Annotated in this window: 18 protein-coding genes; 4 read left to right on the top strand and 14 right to left on the bottom strand. The window is 42.7% G+C overall.

Going from position 1 to position 15,770, the window contains the following annotated elements:
- Window positions 1-80 precede the first annotated feature (80 nt).
- The 7 genes from N473_RS23650 to zapE all read right to left on the bottom strand — a co-directional run bounded on the left by N473_RS23650 (window position 81) and on the right by zapE (window position 6,568).
- A complete protein-coding gene (locus N473_RS23650) occupies window positions 81-818 on the bottom strand; it encodes a cytochrome c1 (RefSeq protein WP_063370087.1) in 738 nt (245 codons plus the stop codon).
- Complete coding sequence (locus N473_RS23645; protein WP_052262168.1) at window positions 815-2,038, bottom strand: cytochrome b; 1,224 nt, start codon at window positions 2,036-2,038, stop codon at window positions 815-817. Before N473_RS23645 ends, N473_RS23650 begins: the two co-directional genes overlap by 4 nt.
- A gap of 104 nt (window positions 2,039-2,142) precedes the next feature.
- Window positions 2,143-2,733 carry a ubiquinol-cytochrome c reductase iron-sulfur subunit gene (gene petA / locus N473_RS23640; protein ID WP_039608180.1) on the bottom strand — a complete coding sequence of 197 codons (591 nt, stop codon included), beginning with the start codon at window positions 2,731-2,733 and terminating at the stop codon, window positions 2,143-2,145.
- Between the two features lie 1,121 nt (window positions 2,734-3,854).
- Window positions 3,855-4,160, bottom strand: coding sequence for a hypothetical protein (locus N473_RS23635; protein ID WP_063370086.1), 306 nt, complete (start codon window positions 4,158-4,160; stop codon window positions 3,855-3,857).
- A 267-nt stretch (window positions 4,161-4,427) separates the two neighbouring features.
- Window positions 4,428-4,820: a 30S ribosomal protein S9 gene (rpsI, locus tag N473_RS23630; RefSeq protein ID WP_152614452.1), complete on the bottom strand. Its 393-nt coding sequence runs from the start codon at window positions 4,818-4,820 to the stop codon at window positions 4,428-4,430.
- 8 nt (window positions 4,821-4,828) lie between these two features.
- Complete coding sequence (rplM, locus tag N473_RS23625) at window positions 4,829-5,257, bottom strand: 50S ribosomal protein L13 (RefSeq protein ID WP_023397225.1); 429 nt, start codon at window positions 5,255-5,257, stop codon at window positions 4,829-4,831.
- 222 nt (window positions 5,258-5,479) lie between these two features.
- On the bottom strand, window positions 5,480-6,568 hold the full coding sequence (gene zapE / locus N473_RS23620; protein WP_063370235.1) for a cell division protein ZapE: 1,089 nt from the start codon (window positions 6,566-6,568) through the stop codon (window positions 5,480-5,482).
- Between the two features lie 137 nt (window positions 6,569-6,705).
- On the opposite strand from zapE, the gene N473_RS23615 reads away from it, so the two are divergent.
- From N473_RS23615 to N473_RS23605, 3 genes are all read left to right on the top strand, one after another.
- Window positions 6,706-7,161, top strand: a complete 456-nt coding sequence (locus N473_RS23615) for a YhcB family protein (RefSeq protein WP_063370085.1) — start codon at window positions 6,706-6,708, stop codon at window positions 7,159-7,161.
- 164 nt (window positions 7,162-7,325) lie between these two features.
- Window positions 7,326-8,678: a DegQ family serine endoprotease gene (locus tag N473_RS23610; RefSeq protein WP_039608176.1), complete on the top strand. Its 1,353-nt coding sequence runs from the start codon at window positions 7,326-7,328 to the stop codon at window positions 8,676-8,678.
- A gap of 103 nt (window positions 8,679-8,781) precedes the next feature.
- Window positions 8,782-9,855: a trypsin-like peptidase domain-containing protein gene (locus N473_RS23605; protein WP_039608175.1), complete on the top strand. Its 1,074-nt coding sequence runs from the start codon at window positions 8,782-8,784 to the stop codon at window positions 9,853-9,855.
- Between the two features lie 42 nt (window positions 9,856-9,897).
- Here the strand turns inward: N473_RS23605 and murA are convergent, their stop codons facing one another.
- Genes murA through N473_RS23570 form a run of 7 tightly spaced genes read right to left on the bottom strand, consistent with a single transcriptional unit; the run spans window position 9,898 to window position 14,570 of the window.
- Complete coding sequence (murA, locus tag N473_RS23600; RefSeq protein ID WP_063370084.1) at window positions 9,898-11,163, bottom strand: UDP-N-acetylglucosamine 1-carboxyvinyltransferase; 1,266 nt, start codon at window positions 11,161-11,163, stop codon at window positions 9,898-9,900.
- Between the two features lie 12 nt (window positions 11,164-11,175).
- Window positions 11,176-11,433, bottom strand: coding sequence for a BolA family protein (locus N473_RS23595; RefSeq protein WP_039608173.1), 258 nt, complete (start codon window positions 11,431-11,433; stop codon window positions 11,176-11,178).
- 5 nt (window positions 11,434-11,438) lie between these two features.
- On the bottom strand, window positions 11,439-11,732 hold the full coding sequence (locus N473_RS23590; protein ID WP_039608172.1) for an STAS domain-containing protein: 294 nt from the start codon (window positions 11,730-11,732) through the stop codon (window positions 11,439-11,441).
- Window positions 11,725-12,411 carry an MlaC/ttg2D family ABC transporter substrate-binding protein gene (locus N473_RS23585; protein ID WP_063370083.1) on the bottom strand — a complete coding sequence of 229 codons (687 nt, stop codon included), beginning with the start codon at window positions 12,409-12,411 and terminating at the stop codon, window positions 11,725-11,727. Before N473_RS23585 ends, N473_RS23590 begins: the two co-directional genes overlap by 8 nt.
- Window positions 12,412-12,417: 6 nt before the next feature.
- Window positions 12,418-12,963 (bottom strand): outer membrane lipid asymmetry maintenance protein MlaD, encoded by a 546-nt coding sequence (gene mlaD / locus N473_RS23580; RefSeq protein ID WP_063370082.1) that lies wholly within the window; start codon window positions 12,961-12,963, stop codon window positions 12,418-12,420.
- A gap of 12 nt (window positions 12,964-12,975) precedes the next feature.
- The gene (mlaE, locus tag N473_RS23575; RefSeq protein WP_063370081.1) at window positions 12,976-13,752 is read right to left on the bottom strand and encodes a lipid asymmetry maintenance ABC transporter permease subunit MlaE; all 777 of its coding nucleotides are present in this window, start codon (window positions 13,750-13,752) and stop codon (window positions 12,976-12,978) included.
- Window positions 13,753-13,754: 2 nt separating this feature from the next.
- Window positions 13,755-14,570, bottom strand: coding sequence for an ATP-binding cassette domain-containing protein (locus N473_RS23570; protein ID WP_063370080.1), 816 nt, complete (start codon window positions 14,568-14,570; stop codon window positions 13,755-13,757).
- A 232-nt stretch (window positions 14,571-14,802) separates the two neighbouring features.
- Here N473_RS23570 and N473_RS23565 point away from each other — a divergent pair, with 232 nt between their 5' ends.
- Window positions 14,803-15,765 (top strand): calcium/sodium antiporter, encoded by a 963-nt coding sequence (locus N473_RS23565; RefSeq protein WP_063370079.1) that lies wholly within the window; start codon window positions 14,803-14,805, stop codon window positions 15,763-15,765.
- Window positions 15,766-15,770: the final 5 nt, after the last annotated feature.

Below are 15,770 nucleotides of genomic sequence, written 5' to 3'. Positions count from 1 at the left end.
ATCACAAAGTAATCAAATCACTTTAAACAGCAATAGGGGCATATGCCCCTATTACCTATAATTACCATTGAGTGTTCAAATTAATGAACGTCTCTCCAGTACTCTTTCTTCAATAAGAAAGCTAAGATGAAGAAGATTACCAAGAATCCAAGCACTTTGATACCTATTGCCTCAGATTCTAATCGAGAAGGTTCACCCACATATGCTAAAAAGTTAGTGAGATCTCTCGCTGCTTGGTCATATTCATCGTCACTCATCTCACCGGAGCCGTCAGTTTCGACACCCACTACCTTGGTTACAGTCTCTCCATTTTCAACTACTTCTTCAGTAATTGGCACTGGCAAGCCCTGCAGTTCTTGAAGAACGTGAGGCATCCCCACTAGAGGGAATACGATATTGTTCACACCAAAAGGACGAGATTCATCTTTGTAAAATGACTTTAAGTATGTGTATATATAGTCTGGTGACTTAACACGAGAGATCAACGTTAAATCAGGCGGTGCCGCACCAAACCATGTCGCTGCATCATCCTTCGACATTGAATTGAGGATATGCGAGCCTACTTTAGAGCCATCAAAGATGAGCGTCTCTTTTCCAATTTCAATTGGGATACCAATGTCACGGAACGTACGTTCATAACGCTGGTATTGCATCTGGTGACAACCTAAACAGTAATTCATGAACAATTTAGCGCCACGCTGCAATGATGCATTATCCCTCAAGTCAATATTAGCGTCCATAAGCGGAACCGATGGACCTGCTGCCATTGTTAAGGTTGGCAATAATGCGAATAAACCGATTAAAAGCTTTTTCATCATTTCGTCAACCTCGTTGGTAGTGGCTTGGTCACTTCATTCTTTGAATAAACATACAACAACACAAAGAACATGAAATACGTTACGGTGCATATTTGCGACAAAATCGTTGAAAACACCGTTTGTGGTGTTGCACCTGCCCAACCTAAAATCAAGAAGGTCACCACAAATTGTGCAATATTCAGCTTATGCCATTTACTGCGATAACGAATTGAACGCACTTTGCCTCTATCAAGCCATGGTAATAATGCCAACACAACTATCGAGGCACCCATCGCCACTACGCCAGCTAGTTTATCAGGAATAGCACGTAAAATCGCATAGAAAGGTGTAAAATACCACACAGGGAAAATATGCTCAGGCGTTTTAAGTGGATTAGCCGCTTCAAAATTAGGCGCTTCCAAGAAGAAACCGTTCATTTCAGGCATAAAAAACACGACCCAACAGAATAAAATCAGGAACCCTGCAACACCTAACACATCCTTCACGGTGTAATACGGGTGGAATGGGATCGCATCCACTATATCTTTTTTGCTGGTATAGTATTCGTGGAATTTAAAATTAGGTTTATCTTCTTCAGCAACAGTGCCTTTTTTGCGTTTAACCTCAATACCGTCTGGGTTGTTTGAACCCACTTCGTGTAGTGCAACAATATGTAGAAACACTAGAATGACAAGTACCAAAGGCAATGCGATGACATGCAGCGCAAAGAATCGGTTAAGTGTCGCACCCGAGATAACGTAATCTCCTCGGATCCAAAGCGTTAGATCTTCACCAATGACTGGAATGGCGCCAAACAATGAAATAATTACCTGCGCACCCCAAAACGACATCTGACCCCAAGGTAACAGATAGCCCATAAATGCTTCAGCCATCAGCGCCAAAAATATCAACATACCAAATAACCACAGTAATTCTCTGGGCTTTTGATAAGAGCCATAGATCATGCCTCTAAACATATGTAGATAAACTACAACAAAAAATGCTGACGCACCGGTGGAGTGAAGGTATCGCAATAACCAACCATATTCGACATCACGCATGATGTATTCAACAGAAGCAAATGCGCCCTCAGCAGAAGGTACGAAATTCATCGTCAACCAAATCCCCGTCACAATTTGGTTAACCAGTACCAAAATAGCTAACGAGCCAAATAGATACCAGAAGTTAAAGTTTTTAGGAGCAGGATATTGCGCGATATGCATATTCCAAACGCGCGTCATTGGAATACGATCATTTATCCAACCCACGACTGAGCTTACAGTACCAGTAGGTTGCTTACTTGGCTCATCTACAGCCTGATTTTGTTCTTCGTAATTAGTCGCCATTATGCCACCTCTTCTTCTTCACCCACTAAAATCGTGGTGTCATCTAGGAAGGTGTATGGTGGTACTTCTAAATTCAATGGTGCTGGTACATTTTGGAACACTCGCCCAGCCATATCAAATTTGGAACCGTGGCACGGGCAGAAGAAGCCATCTGCTGTACCCTCCACTTTTTCGCCGAATCCACCATTCATAAAGGTTGGAGAACACCCCAAGTGGGTACAGATCCCAACCGCGACAAAAATCTCTTCTCGCTTAGAGCGATAGTTATTTTTCGCCGAATCTAACTGTTGTGCTTCATCAGAGTTAGGGTCACGAAGTTGATCTTCGTGTTGCTTCATTTGTTCTAACATTTTTGGTGTACGATAGATAACCCACACAGGTTTTCCTCGCCACTCAACACGAATTAATTGTCCAGGCTCAAGTTTGCTTATGTCCACTTCTACAGGAGCCCCTGCAGATTTAGCACGCTCACTCGGATTCCAAGACGCAATAAAAGGAACAGCAGCTCCAGCCGCACCAACACCACCTACGACAGAGGTAGCGATAGTTAAAAAACGGCGTCGGCTGTTGTCAACAGGCGCATTGCTCATCCACTTATCTCCACTATGATCCTCAACACTTGCTATATTGAGAACATCAGTTACAGCAGGTTAATTTTAAGATACTTCAAAATAGACGCGATCATTAGCAAAAACCATATAAAAAACACGGTTATTGCTATTCTAATGATGACCATATAAAGTGCTAAGCGCTTCAATAAACAGCCAATACTAGAAACGACAGGTTATGATATGACGTCTTTCGCAATGATTTCCTGACCAAGATCAACCTCTGTCCAGATGAGTGAAAATTTAATCAGACGATATCGCGAATAATTTACTTGCCCTGCAAGTGTAGCAGAGAAATGCTCATTAATTATTCACACTGATTTTTTTGCGATTTGACGAAAAATAAGGAATATATAAATTTATGAAGATTTAATAAGTATTTTTACATGAATTTACAGCAGCACGTATGCACTGCTAAGAATACATAAACATGCATACGGCTGGAATTGAAGCCAGCCTTTGAGCATATGATAATTATCATACCCTGTCATGCATTTTGGCTGCAGTACTCAACGACATGCTCACAGCTTTTCATAGCATGGGCAGATAAAACCATAGCCGTCATATCGTGGCCTGCTGGCAGCTGAATCCATTTTGTTTGTCCTTGAGACATTTTCAAAATGGGCGATAGATTTTTGTTATTTTTCAAGGCATGCTCATCGTGCCATGATATTAGCTCCGAGATTGTTCCCTGACACTGTGCATCTGCATAAGTTAAAAGTGGGCATTAATGCAAAAACAATAAGTTGAAACTTCATAATTCTCAAAATAAATCAACCTTCTAAACTGGATCTTTTACTCTATAACGCCTACCTCTAAAATATTAAAAGCAAATTGAGTACTCAGAAAGAAACAAAAACCAGCACAAGGCTGTTTTTTTGAAAATTCTGAAACGTATTGAGCGCTGTGTTTACTTACGTGCAACGCAATCAGCGTCGCGAGTAACGAAGCAAGCTTTACATAAACCCGCAAGTGTAGCATAGAAATGGCGACAAATTGGTCAACTCAAGATTGCATTTAGTTTTTTGAAAGTTTAGGAGAGGAGACAACTTTAGAAAGTTTAAAAAGCGGCAAAAACCGCTTTCTTTATTCTTATAAGATAGTTATTGAATTAGGAAGTAGCCATTTAATGTGCGGTAATTTTCCCATCCAGCTGAACAGCTTGTAACATCTCGGTCTCGCCAATACAAAGCGACTTCTTTGCCTGCTGCATATGCAGTTAGCGCCATTGAGAGCGAAGTTTGATCATCGGGTAATAAAATCCAACGAGTATTTGTATTGTCTAGATAAATTGCCGCTTGATTTTTATCAGACCACTTTACTAGCTTAATTATTTTCCCTTTACAGGTCACCTCTGCTTGAGCAGTGAATGTAAATATTAAAATGAAAATACAAATAAGGTATTTCATAATCAGTCCTTTTGAATTTCTAAATTTAAAAAGTACCTGTCACAAAACAAGCCTGTTGTAAAAAGTGGTGCAAAAATGGGATAGACGTAATCGCTAATTCAAATCAGATTAATTAACCTAAAGCAGACAGGCCATTGACGACTTTTTCTACACTGTTGAATACAGACGGCTTAGTGACAGACCGACCTTGATCGTACCATTTTTAAGTACAGAAAACAAAAAACCCAGCACAAGGCTGGGTTTTTGCAAATTCTGAAACGTAATAAATTAACGTTTTGAGAACTGTGTCTTCTTACGTGCTTTCTTAAGACCAACTTTCTTACGTTCAACGCGACGAGCGTCACGAGTAACAAAGCCAGCTTTACGTAGAGTAGGACGTAGTGACTCGTCAAACTCCATAAGTGCACGAGTGATACCGTGGCGGATTGCGCCAGCTTGACCAGTCATACCACCACCTTCAACAGTGATGTAAAGGTCAAACTTCTCAGTTAGTTCAACTAGCTCTAGTGGCTGACGAACAACCATGCGAGAAGTTTCACGACCGAAGTATTCTTCGATTGAACGTTGATTAATTACGATGCTGCCAGTGCCTGGGCGTAAGAATACGCGAGCACTTGAACTTTTACGACGACCTGTACCGTAGTATTGATTTGCCATGATAGTGCTCCTTAAATGTCTAGAACCTGAGGCTGTTGTGCCGCATGGTTGTGCTCGTTACCAGCGTAAACTTTAAGTTTACGGAACATTTCACGACCTAGAGGACCGCGAGGTAACATGCCTTTAACTGCTTTTTCGATGATCATTTCAGGCTTTTTAGCTTGAAGCTTCTCGAAGTTAACAGACTTAAGACCACCTGGGTAACCAGAGTGAGCGTAATACATTTTTTGCTGTGCTTTGTTACCAGTTACAGTAACTTTCTCAGCGTTGATAACGATGATGTAATCACCAGTGTCAACATGTGGAGTGTACTCAGCCTTGTGCTTACCGCGTAGGCGAGCAGCGATTTCAGTAGCAATACGACCTAAAGTTTTACCTTCAGCGTCAACTACGTACCAGTCACGTTTTACAGTTTCTGGTTTAGCAACAAACGTTTTCATTTATAAAATCCAAAGTTTTCAGTTAAAACCACAGGTAGTCAGAAGACTACCGCTCTACTAATGGTGCTTCAACCCCTTCGAGTTTAAGACTTTTTTGCCCCTCAAGTCGGTGGCTAAGCCGACGAGGGCTATAGAACGCAACGTGGCAGGCCGCGGATTATAGCAAGGGTAGTTGGGAAAAACCAGCGTATGGCTGATTTTTCCGCCAGAAATGTGATTTTACTAAGCTAGGTGTTCTCTGGATAGATACTCTAATGACTGCATCTCTTGTAAGCGGCTGATACAACGTCTAAATTCAAAGTTTAATGTCCCCTCTGTATAGATTTCGTCGATAGGTGCTTCAGAAGAGATTATTAAGGTGACATTGCGCTCGTAAAACTCATCGACCAAAGCGATAAATCGTCTTGCGGCATCGTCGTTAGATTGCCCCATTTGCTTCACATTCGATAAGATAACCGTGTTGTATAAGCGGCTAATTTCCATATAGTCCACTTGTGAGCGTGCGGTTTCACATAATTGGGTGAAATCAAACATCGCAATGCAATCAGATACCTTGCGCGTTTTGATCATTCGCCCTTCAATTTCTATTTCCACATCTAGCTTGCCTGGTTCTGGCGAGAGCTTGTCAAAGTATTCAAACAAGTTGTCATCCGCTTGTGCATCAAGTGGACTATGGAAGATTTCTGCCGATTCTAATGTGCGCAGACGATAATCAATGCCCGAATCAACATTTACAATTTCAGTATTCGCCTTCACTAATGCAATCGCAGGTAAGAAGCGAGCGCGTTGCAAGCCATTTCGATATAGCTCATCTGGCACAATATTGGATGTCGCCACTAACACAATCCCGCGTTCAAACAACGCTTCCATTAATCCGCCGAGCAACATGGCATCCGTAATGTCTTGCACAAAAAATTCATCAAAGCAGATGATATCCGTTTCAGCTTTAAAAATGTCTGCCACCACATTTAATGGGTTTTTCACTTCATTGAGCTTTTTTAATTCATCATGTACGCGGTGCATAAAGCGATGAAAATGCACACGCATTTTTCTATCACTGGGTAGCGCCTCGTAAAAAGTATCCACTAAATAGGTTTTTCCGCGCCCTACCCCACCCCAAAAATACAGGCCTTTCACCGGCTCTACTTGCTTCTTTGCAAACAACTTAGCAAAGAAGCCTTTGGGCTCAGGAGGTTGTGCGATTAAATCATCATATAAACGCTGCAAGTGCTTGACCGCGTTTTCTTGTGCACTGTCGTACTGAAAGTCATCTCTTTTAAGGTCTTCTTGATACTTTTCCCAAGGCGTCATCATCTTTTTTATCAAACTGAGCAGTTTTCTTTGCCCAATATATTAACACGCATCCATTCTCAGCGTATATTTAACCTATCGATAGATGGCATTTTAGTAAAAGTAATAGGTGACACTCACCTTACACAGGAGTATGTATGACAACAATTGCATGGTTGGGCTTATTGATCATCGTGGCGATCAGTGCATTTTTCTTAGGTTCACTCTTTACCAAAAAGCAGTTCAAACATGAAGAATTGGAGCAACAAGCACAGCAAGCTGAGCAAAATTTGGAGCAATATAGACAAGACGTTGCGGACCACCTAGCCAACACCAAAAAGTTGGTAGGTAAAATGCAGGACAACTATAGTCAGTTACTTCAGCATGTAGAGGATACAAACCAGCTTTTGCTTGAAGAAAAGCGTAGTCAACCCAATCAGCCTTTCTTTTCAAAAGAAACCACAGAGCAACTTCAAGCCTCGTTACGCTCTAGACCTGAAAAAAGACGCAACTCAGAGTCTGTCCATAATGTGCCTCCTGCTGACTATGCAGAAGGTGAAAGTGGTTTATTCAGCGACGATCGTGCAAAAAGCGAGCAATTAAAAACTTCTTGATGAACTTTTTTTTAGCCCCATAGTCTTTAGAGATAACCACCAAATAACAGAGCGGGTGCTACCCGCTCTATAAACTGACTCATATTATCTCGGTCAATAATGTATTACTAACTGTTCACCGAAATAATGTGTTTAACGCTGTTATTTAGGAGAATTTCCAGACTATGAAATTAAAATTAACTTTATTATCCGCAGCGCTATTTTCTTCTAGCTTACTTTTGGCACCTAATAGTGCAGAGGCGAGGCTTCCTGTTGCGGTTGACGGTCAACAACTACCGACATTGGCACCGATGTTGGAACGTGTAACCCCTGGTGTTGTCAGTATTCAAGTTTCTGGTGCTAAAGAGGTGAGGCGACGTGTTGACCCATTTGATTTTTTCTTCGGAAACCCACCTCCTCGTACCCAAAAGCGTCCATTCAGTGGGTTAGGGTCTGGTGTCATTATTGACGCAGATGAAGGCTATGTTGTCACCAATAATCACGTGATAGACGAAGCCGACAATATTATTGTCACCCTCAAAGATGGTCGAGAGTTCAAAGCACAGCTCATCGGTGCTGATAAAGAGTCTGATATTGCATTATTGCAAATAGATAACGAAGATCTCACAGAGGTGAAACTTGCCGATTCAGATAAATTGCGTGTTGGTGATTTCTCCGTCGCCATTGGCAACCCCTTTGGTTTAAGTCATACCGTCACTTCTGGTATCGTCAGTGCACTAGGACGAAGCGGTTTAAATATTGAAGGTTACGAGGATTTTATTCAAACGGATGCAGCCATTAACCAAGGTAACTCAGGTGGTGCTTTGGTTAATTTAAAAGGCGAATTAATCGGGATTAATACCGCCATACTGGGTGCATCAGGCGGCAACGTCGGGATCGGGTTTGCGATCCCGTCTAACATGATGAAAAACCTCGTAGACCAGATCATTGAATATGGTCAAGTCAGACGAGGGTCATTGGGGATTGTTGGCCGAACACTCAATGCTGGTCTCGCTGAAGCGCAAGGCTTTGATGTTAAACAAGGCGTTTATATTCAAGAAGTCGCCAAAGACTCTGCCGCAGCCGAAGCTGGAGTTAAAGCCAATGATGTCATTGTCAGTATTGATGGCGATAAGGTAGAAAGTATTGAAGAGCTTCGCGGCAAAATTGCCACACTGGGCGAAGGACGTGAAATCGAAGTCGGTATTTATCGCGACGGTAAAAGACGTACACTGGATGTCAAACTACAAGGCCAAAATGAGCGACAAGCACAAGCTGACAGGATCCACCCCAGCTTAAAGGGTGCAGTACTGGAAAGCGATGAGCGAAACGGTAATCAAGGCATTGTTGTGGTTAGCATTGAAGAGCGCTCTCCAGCAGCGCGTGTCGGATTGCAAGAAGGCGACGTGATAATGCAAGTAAACCGTCAACGTGTCACCACGGTGCGGGAGATGAAGCGCTTAATTGATGATATTCAAGGTAATATCGTACTTGGAATTAAGCGTGGACGAGACTCGGTTTTCTATTTAATTCAATAAAGATTGTAAAAAATCACTTAGAATTACACAGCGGCTCTTGCCGCTGTGTTGTTTTGTGTCATGATAGTTTTATCACAAAATAAAATATGTATAACAATAAACCGTGTTTCAATTTATTAGATTTATTCTCGCCCCTGCGCTGATCGGGCTGTGTGTCGCACTGTTAATCCTTTGGTTAAAACCAGAGCTGAGAGAGAAAGCGGCAAACCTAAACGTTCCATATACAGTTCAACACATGAGCTTTTCCACTGGTGTGAGTAGAGCAGCCCCTGCTGTGGTCACTATTTTTTCCGAAAGCTTTAGCTCTGTACCTCGTTTTCAACGTCAAAATCGCATTCAAGAACTGGGCTCTGGTGTGATCATGAGTTCTGACGGGTATATTTTAACCAATTACCATGTCATTAACAGCGCAGATCAAATTATTGTCTTATTGCCTGATGGTCGCCAGTATTACGGTGTGTTAATAGGGTTTGATACCATTACCGACCTTGCCGTTATAAAAGTGAATGAAAACCACCTGCCCGTCATTCCAATGGATGATACGCTCATGCCTCGGGTCGGTGATGTGGTACTTGCAATCGGTAATCCACTCAACCTGGGACAAACCATTACACAAGGCATTATCAGTGCAACAGGGAAGCAAACACTCACTGATAGCCAATACAATAGCTTGTTGCAAACGGATGCCGCGGTCAATGTGGGGAATTCGGGCGGTGCGCTCGTCAATTCCAATGGCGCCTTGGTGGGTATCACATCGGCACAATTTACAACTAGATACAATATTGATATTGAAGGCATCTCTTTTGCTGTTCCTTATAGACTTGCCAAAGACGTCATGACAAAGATCATCAAAGATGGTCGTGTAATAAGGGGCTACCTCGGTTTTAAAGGGAGTGCTGTAGACAATAAAGGGCAAATCATTACCGATGTGTATACCCCAATTATGGGTTTGCGGATCAGTGAACTCGATCCCCTTGGACCTGCTTGGCAAGCTGGTATGAAAGATGGTGATATCGTCACTAAAGTCGCAGGCAATGCGATAACGAACCCCCAGCAGACTCTTAGGACTATCGGTAATACAGAGCCGGGAACAGTGCTAGAGTTTGAAGTGCACCGACATGGTGAGCAATTAGTATTTATGGTTGAAGTGGCAGAACTTGAAACGCCGATTTATTAATGCAATTTCAAGCAAATAAAAAGCGAGCAAAGCTCGCTTTTTTTAGTTATGTTTTCGGCGAATATTGGCGCCGAGACGACTGAGCTTATCTTCTATTTTTTGATATCCTCGATCGACATGATAAATTCGGTCAACAACCGTTTCACCTTCAGCGATTATCCCCGTTAAAATCAAACTCGCTGACGCACGTAAGTCGGTTGCCATAACTTGAGCGCCGGATAAACGTGTTGTTTCATCACAGATTGCCGTATTCCCCTCTAAGCGAATATTGGCCCCCATGCGCTGTAACTCTGGCACATGCATAAAACGATTTTCAAATATCGTTTCTGTGATTGTTGCACTGCCATTAGCAACCACGTTTAACGCCGTAAACTGTGCTTGCATATCGGTTGGAAACCCTGGGTGAGGCATGGTCTTAATATTCACCGCTTTTAAATCACGATTTCTCATACTTACAAAAATGCTGTCATCGTTAACTTCCACCGCAACATTGGCTTGGCGAAGCTTCTCAAGCACCGGCTCTAAGCTCGAATGATCCGTGTTGCGACACAAAACTTCGCCTTGACTCATCGCCGCAGCCACTAAAAATGTGCCTGTTTCAATACGGTCTGGTAAAATTTTATGCTCACACCCGTCAAGCTTTTCAACACCTTGTATTTCTATTCGGCTTGACCCTGCGCCTTGTATATTGGCGCCCATAGCCACTAAGCACTCTGCTAGGTTTATGATCTCAGGTTCACGCGCCGCATTTTCTAATACGGTAGTGCCCTCAGCCAAAGTGGCCGCCATGAGCAAGTTTTCTGTTGCCCCTACAGAGACTGTCTCCATAAAGATTTCAGCACCTTGTAAGCGCTTTCCTTGAGGTGTCTGGGCATTGATGTAACCGTTTTCAACGTTAATTTGTGCCCCCATTTTCTCAAGCCCTGAGATGTGAATATCTACAGGTCTTGCGCCAATTGCACAGCCACCCGGTAACGACACCTGCGCCTTACCAAAACGCGCTAGCAAAGGTCCTAACGCTAAAACAGAGGCACGCATTTGTTTCACTAGCTCGTATGGAGCCAATACTTTGTCAACACAGCGTCCATCTACTTCAAGTAAATCCCCGCGCCATGCGACTTCAGCGCCAAGCGTGCGCAGCAACGCCTCAGTCGTAACGATATCGCGTAACTGTGGCACATTGCTAAAGGTACTTTTACCATCCGCAAGTAATGCAGCAAATAAGATAGGTAGAGCCGCATTTTTGGCTCCAGAGATAGTGACTTCACCGTTTAAAGTGGTGCCACCTTGGATAACAAACTGATCCATTGTGGCTCCTAATTATTGTGGCAAGATAAACTTTTGCTCACGCTGCCACTCGGTAGGTGTAAACGCCTTGATACTTACGGCATGAATGGTGCCATCTTTGATCACTTCCATCAATGGCGCGTAAACCATTTGTTCTCTTTTAACGCGTCTTAGTCCATCAAAACACTCACCAACGGCGATCACTTCATAGTGACTGCCATTCGCTTTTACTTTTACTTCTTCTAAGGTCAAAGATTGCTGTAAAACAGTTTCGACTTGATTTGTTTCCATCGGACTCACTCAAATAAGGTTGTGACCTGCCCCAATTCCATCAAATTTTGTAATTGTTCAGGTCTATTCTTCAACTCAAGGCGCACGCCTTGCCGTTTTAATTTGCCTAAAGAGTGAATTAACCAAGCTAAACCCGCGGTGTCAACCCTTGAGACCTCACAAAGGTCAAAATACAGCACTGACTGCGCATTTTCTAACAATTGATTAAGAAGTGATTCATTTTTTAAGGTGTCTCGAGTCAGTTCTCCTTTCACTGACACCGTATCATCAGTCACCCGACTAAAGTGCAGATTAGGCATTACCATCGTCCCCTCTGAATTGCACTGGTAACTGACTTTTCTTTTCTAAAAGCGTAATAACATGCTCAATACCCTGTTGGCGCAAGATACCATGCAATTCACTTTGCTTGGCATCTAACAAACTGATCCCTTCAGCCATCATATCAAAAGCACGCCACTCGCCTTGCTTGTTTTTACGAACTTTAAAGTCAATTTTAATGTCAGGCTTACCCGCTTCGACAATTTTCGTTCTCACGGTAGCCACATTGATATCGCCAAATGGGCGCGGTGCTTCAAATTCAACTTTCTGGTCTGTATATTGAGTGAACACCCCTGCATAGGTCGCCACCAAGTACGATTTAAACACCTCAATAAACACACGAATGTTCTTAACAGCCTGCTCTTTTTCTTGTTTATCTTTAATATTGCGCACTTTCTGGATATAGCTGCCCAATACACGATAAGCAGCATATTTATAATCAATATACGGTAGTAACTCCTGCTCAACAATAATACGCAGATGCTCTTTGTCTTTGACTATAATATTTTGGTCTTTTGCCACACGTTGAAAGGTATTATCTGCAACTTGTTGAACCATTTTATACGGGTCCTTCAAGTCAACTTGCGCTGCATTGGCCGTTGAAGCAAACAGTACCAGTATGAAAACACTAATCGTTACAATGAAATGACTCTTTAGCATAGCTGATTACTCACTACTTTGATTAAACAAGAATTGACCGATTAACTCTTCTAACACGAGCGCTGATTTGGTATCTGTGATCGTATCACCATCTTTGAGTGCAAGGCTCTCAACACCAAATAGATCATCCAGATCAACTTCATCTTGCGTGGATACTTCATTACCTAAACAAGTCTGTTTTGCCGATTCAGACGCAATAACGGGAGAAATCCCTAAATACTGTTCACCCAAAATGCCCGAGGTCAAAATAGACACGGACGTCGTATCCGAAAACTGGCACTCATATGTTTTATCTATGCTCATACTGACCACAGGCACAAATTCTTGCGGATGAATGTGAATACCATCAACACGGCCAATCACAACACCACCTACTTTGATCGGCGCGCGCGTTTTTAGCGACCCGATATTGTCAAACTTGGCTTCTAATTTATAGGTTTCGCCGTTACCGCTAATACCCGCATTTGCCACTTTCATCGCCAACATCACAAAAGCAGCAACACCCAATGCCACAAATAAGCCGACTAAAATCTCTATTTTCCGTGTATTCATTTTTCCTAACCCTTAACTCGAAAACATCACTGCAGTTAATACAAAATCAAACCCTAAAACAGCCAGTGAAGAATGCACAACGGTTTCCGTTGTTGCCTTGCTGATCCCTTCTGATGTAGGGACACAGTCATACCCTTTGTATAGCGCTATCCACGTCACAATTAACGCAAACACAAAACTTTTAATGAGCCCATTCATGATATCTTGCTGCAAAGAGACCTGCGATTGCATGATGGACCAGAAGCTACCTGAATCAACACCCAACCAATCAACACCAACCAAGTGAGCGCCTAAAATAGCGACAGCCGAAAAGATTAACGCTAACAATGGCATACTAATAAAGCCAGCCCAAAAACGCGGTGCAACCACACGTTTTAATGGATCTACCGCCATCATTTCCAAGCTAGATAACTGCTCTGTCGCCTTCATCAAACCGATTTCAGCCGTTAACGCACTCCCCGCACGCCCAGCAAATAACAAAGCTGTCACCACAGGGCCCAACTCTCGTAATAAGCTTAGAGCGACCAAGGGTCCTAGGCTATCTTCAGCGCCATAACCAACTAAAACGGTGTAGCCCTGCAACGCCAAGACCATACCTATAAACAAACCAGATACCATGATGATCAGTAATGATTGGTGACCTACCATGTAAAGTTGTTTGATTAATAGCGGTGTACCTTGGCGCGGGTTAGGCATATTCAATAATGCCCCCAACAACATTTGGGTCGCCCGCCCAATTGACGCGAAGCGATTAAGCGTTTTACGCCCTAATTTCTGTAAAAAATCCACGCTTATACGTCTCCATCCAGTAATTCCTCTTCATAAGGTGCTGCTTTAAAATGAAATGGTACAGGTCCATCCGATAGCCCCTGTAAAAATTGCTGCACCAACGGTGAACTATGAGCTAACATTTGTTCAGGTGAGCCACTGCCAATCACCCCTTGTTCAGCAATGATGACAACATGATCAGCAATACTCATGACCTCTGTTACATCATGAGTCACGATTAAAGAAGATAGGCCTAATACTTCATTAAGTGATTTAATCATTCTCACTAAAACACCCATTGAAATCGGGTCCTGTCCAGCAAATGGTTCGTCATACATAATGAGTTCAGGATCCAATGCAATCGCCCGCGCCAGCGCAGCGCGCCTTGCCATTCCACCAGATAACTCCGCGGGCATTAAATCTCTTGCACCTCGCAAACCAACCGCTTGAAGCTTCATTAACACAACTAAACGAATTAAGTCCTCACTCAATTGGGTATGCTCACGCAGCGGAAAGGCGACATTATCAAAGACAGACATATCGGTAAAAAGGGCACCACTTTGAAATAGCATGCTCATTTGCTTTCGAGCTTGATATAACTCTGAGCGGGACATAGCAGGCACACTCGCGCCCATAAACGTAATATCACCACTCTCTGGACGAAGTTGACCACCTATCAAACGCAACATGGTTGTTTTACCAATACCACTAGGGCCCATGATTGCTGTAATTTTACCTCTAGGCACTGAAAAGCTCATATTTTTATATATGACCCTTTCACCGCGAGAAAAGGTTACATCCTTGACTTCAACGATTGACTGCGACAAGTCGCTCTCCATATATCGATTTCACCAATTGGTGAATAATACGTTTTTTTCAACCAAGATGGAAAATGCTAATTGGTAAAATTTTGTAATAGTGTAATTACACCAGTCATTTTCAACCGCCTTTTGTTTGCGCTGGCAATTTTTATTGCAACACGTTACGTGACTAGATCAGATTATTTATACATTTGACAGCGCATTTGATAATATTTACCGCACTGTAATTTTGTTGCTCGGCATAGGTTTCATGGTTTTATCTTTTGTCATTCTTATCGTAGGTTTTGTTGCACTGGTTTGGAGCGCAGATAGATTTGTCTTTGGTGCAGCCGCTTTAGCAAAAAATCTCGGGGTTCCCACATTGATTGTTGGCCTGACGATTGTTGCAATGGGGTCATCTGCTCCTGAAATGATGGTTGCAGCACAAGCTGCTTTATCAGATAAAACAGATACCGCGGTCGGTAATGCTGTGGGGTCAAATATTGCTAATATTTTACTGGTATTAGGGATTACTGCCCTACTTCGCCCACTGGCGGTTGGTTCTGGTATTTTACGCCGCGAAATGCCTTTATTAATCATTGTCTCCCTGGGTGCTTGGTATATTGTCAGCGACAATTATTTTAGCGCAACTGAAGGGTTCATTTTATTAGCGGGTTTTGCCACCTTTATCCTCGGTCTTATCTACATCACCAAAAACAGCAGTAAAGACCAAGAAGATGACCCACTTGTGTCAGAAGCGTGCGACGAGGTACCTAATGACGTGCCTACAGGCAAAGCTGTTTTCTGGTTAGTGGTGGGCATGATAGTACTGCCTGTTAGCGCAGATCTGCTGGTAGATTCGGCAGTAGATATTGCCAAATTTTTTGGCATGAGCGATCTCTTAATTGGCCTGACAATTATCGCTATTGGTACTAGCTTGCCTGAATTAGCAGCGTGTGTCGCAGGTGTATTAAAGAACGAGGACGATTTAGCACTGGGTAATATCATCGGATCAAATATATTTAATATCCTCGCTGTTTTGTCCATTGCAGGGATACTCAACCCAGCACAGCTGGATATGAATATTTCACAACGCGATATATACGTTATGCTAGGTGCAACCGCTGCACTCATCATAATGAGTGTAAATCTTAGAGGCAAAAGACAAATTAATCGCATAGAAGGTGGTGTACTACTGACTGCATTCGTTGGTTACATGTACGCAATTATTTAGGTATC

Origin of the sequence: Pseudoalteromonas luteoviolacea CPMOR-1 (assembly GCF_001625685.1) — a bacterium.
Taxonomy (GTDB): Bacteria; Pseudomonadota; Gammaproteobacteria; order Enterobacterales; family Alteromonadaceae; genus Pseudoalteromonas; species Pseudoalteromonas luteoviolacea_K.
This window is presented reverse-complemented; position numbering and strand designations above follow the sequence as displayed.

Excerpts from the sequence above, each read along its gene's own strand:
- N473_RS23590 (WP_039608172.1), bottom strand. The coding sequence starts at position 11,732 with ATGCCTAATCTGCACTTTAGTCGGGTGACTGATGATACGGTGTCAGTG.
- mlaD (WP_063370082.1), bottom strand. The coding sequence starts at position 12,963 with ATGAATACACGGAAAATAGAGATTTTAGTCGGCTTATTTGTGGCATTG.
- N473_RS23595 (WP_039608173.1), bottom strand. The coding sequence starts at position 11,433 with ATGGAAACAAATCAAGTCGAAACTGTTTTACAGCAATCTTTGACCTTA.
- N473_RS23615 (WP_063370085.1), top strand. The coding sequence starts at position 6,706 with ATGACAACAATTGCATGGTTGGGCTTATTGATCATCGTGGCGATCAGT.
- N473_RS23570 (WP_063370080.1), bottom strand. The coding sequence starts at position 14,570 with ATGGAGAGCGACTTGTCGCAGTCAATCGTTGAAGTCAAGGATGTAACC.
- N473_RS23610 (WP_039608176.1), top strand. The coding sequence starts at position 7,326 with ATGAAATTAAAATTAACTTTATTATCCGCAGCGCTATTTTCTTCTAGC.
- N473_RS23565 (WP_063370079.1), top strand. The coding sequence starts at position 14,803 with ATGGTTTTATCTTTTGTCATTCTTATCGTAGGTTTTGTTGCACTGGTT.
- rplM (WP_023397225.1), bottom strand. The coding sequence starts at position 5,257 with ATGAAAACGTTTGTTGCTAAACCAGAAACTGTAAAACGTGACTGGTAC.
- N473_RS23585 (WP_063370083.1), bottom strand. The coding sequence starts at position 12,411 with ATGCTAAAGAGTCATTTCATTGTAACGATTAGTGTTTTCATACTGGTA.
- N473_RS23635 (WP_063370086.1), bottom strand. The coding sequence starts at position 4,160 with ATGAAATACCTTATTTGTATTTTCATTTTAATATTTACATTCACTGCT.
- N473_RS23645 (WP_052262168.1), bottom strand. The coding sequence starts at position 2,038 with ATGACGCGCGTTTGGAATATGCATATCGCGCAATATCCTGCTCCTAAA.
- N473_RS23650 (WP_063370087.1), bottom strand. The coding sequence starts at position 818 with ATGATGAAAAAGCTTTTAATCGGTTTATTCGCATTATTGCCAACCTTA.
- murA (WP_063370084.1), bottom strand. The coding sequence starts at position 11,163 with ATGGATCAGTTTGTTATCCAAGGTGGCACCACTTTAAACGGTGAAGTC.
- petA (WP_039608180.1), bottom strand. The coding sequence starts at position 2,733 with ATGAGCAATGCGCCTGTTGACAACAGCCGACGCCGTTTTTTAACTATC.
- zapE (WP_063370235.1), bottom strand. The coding sequence starts at position 6,568 with ATGACGCCTTGGGAAAAGTATCAAGAAGACCTTAAAAGAGATGACTTT.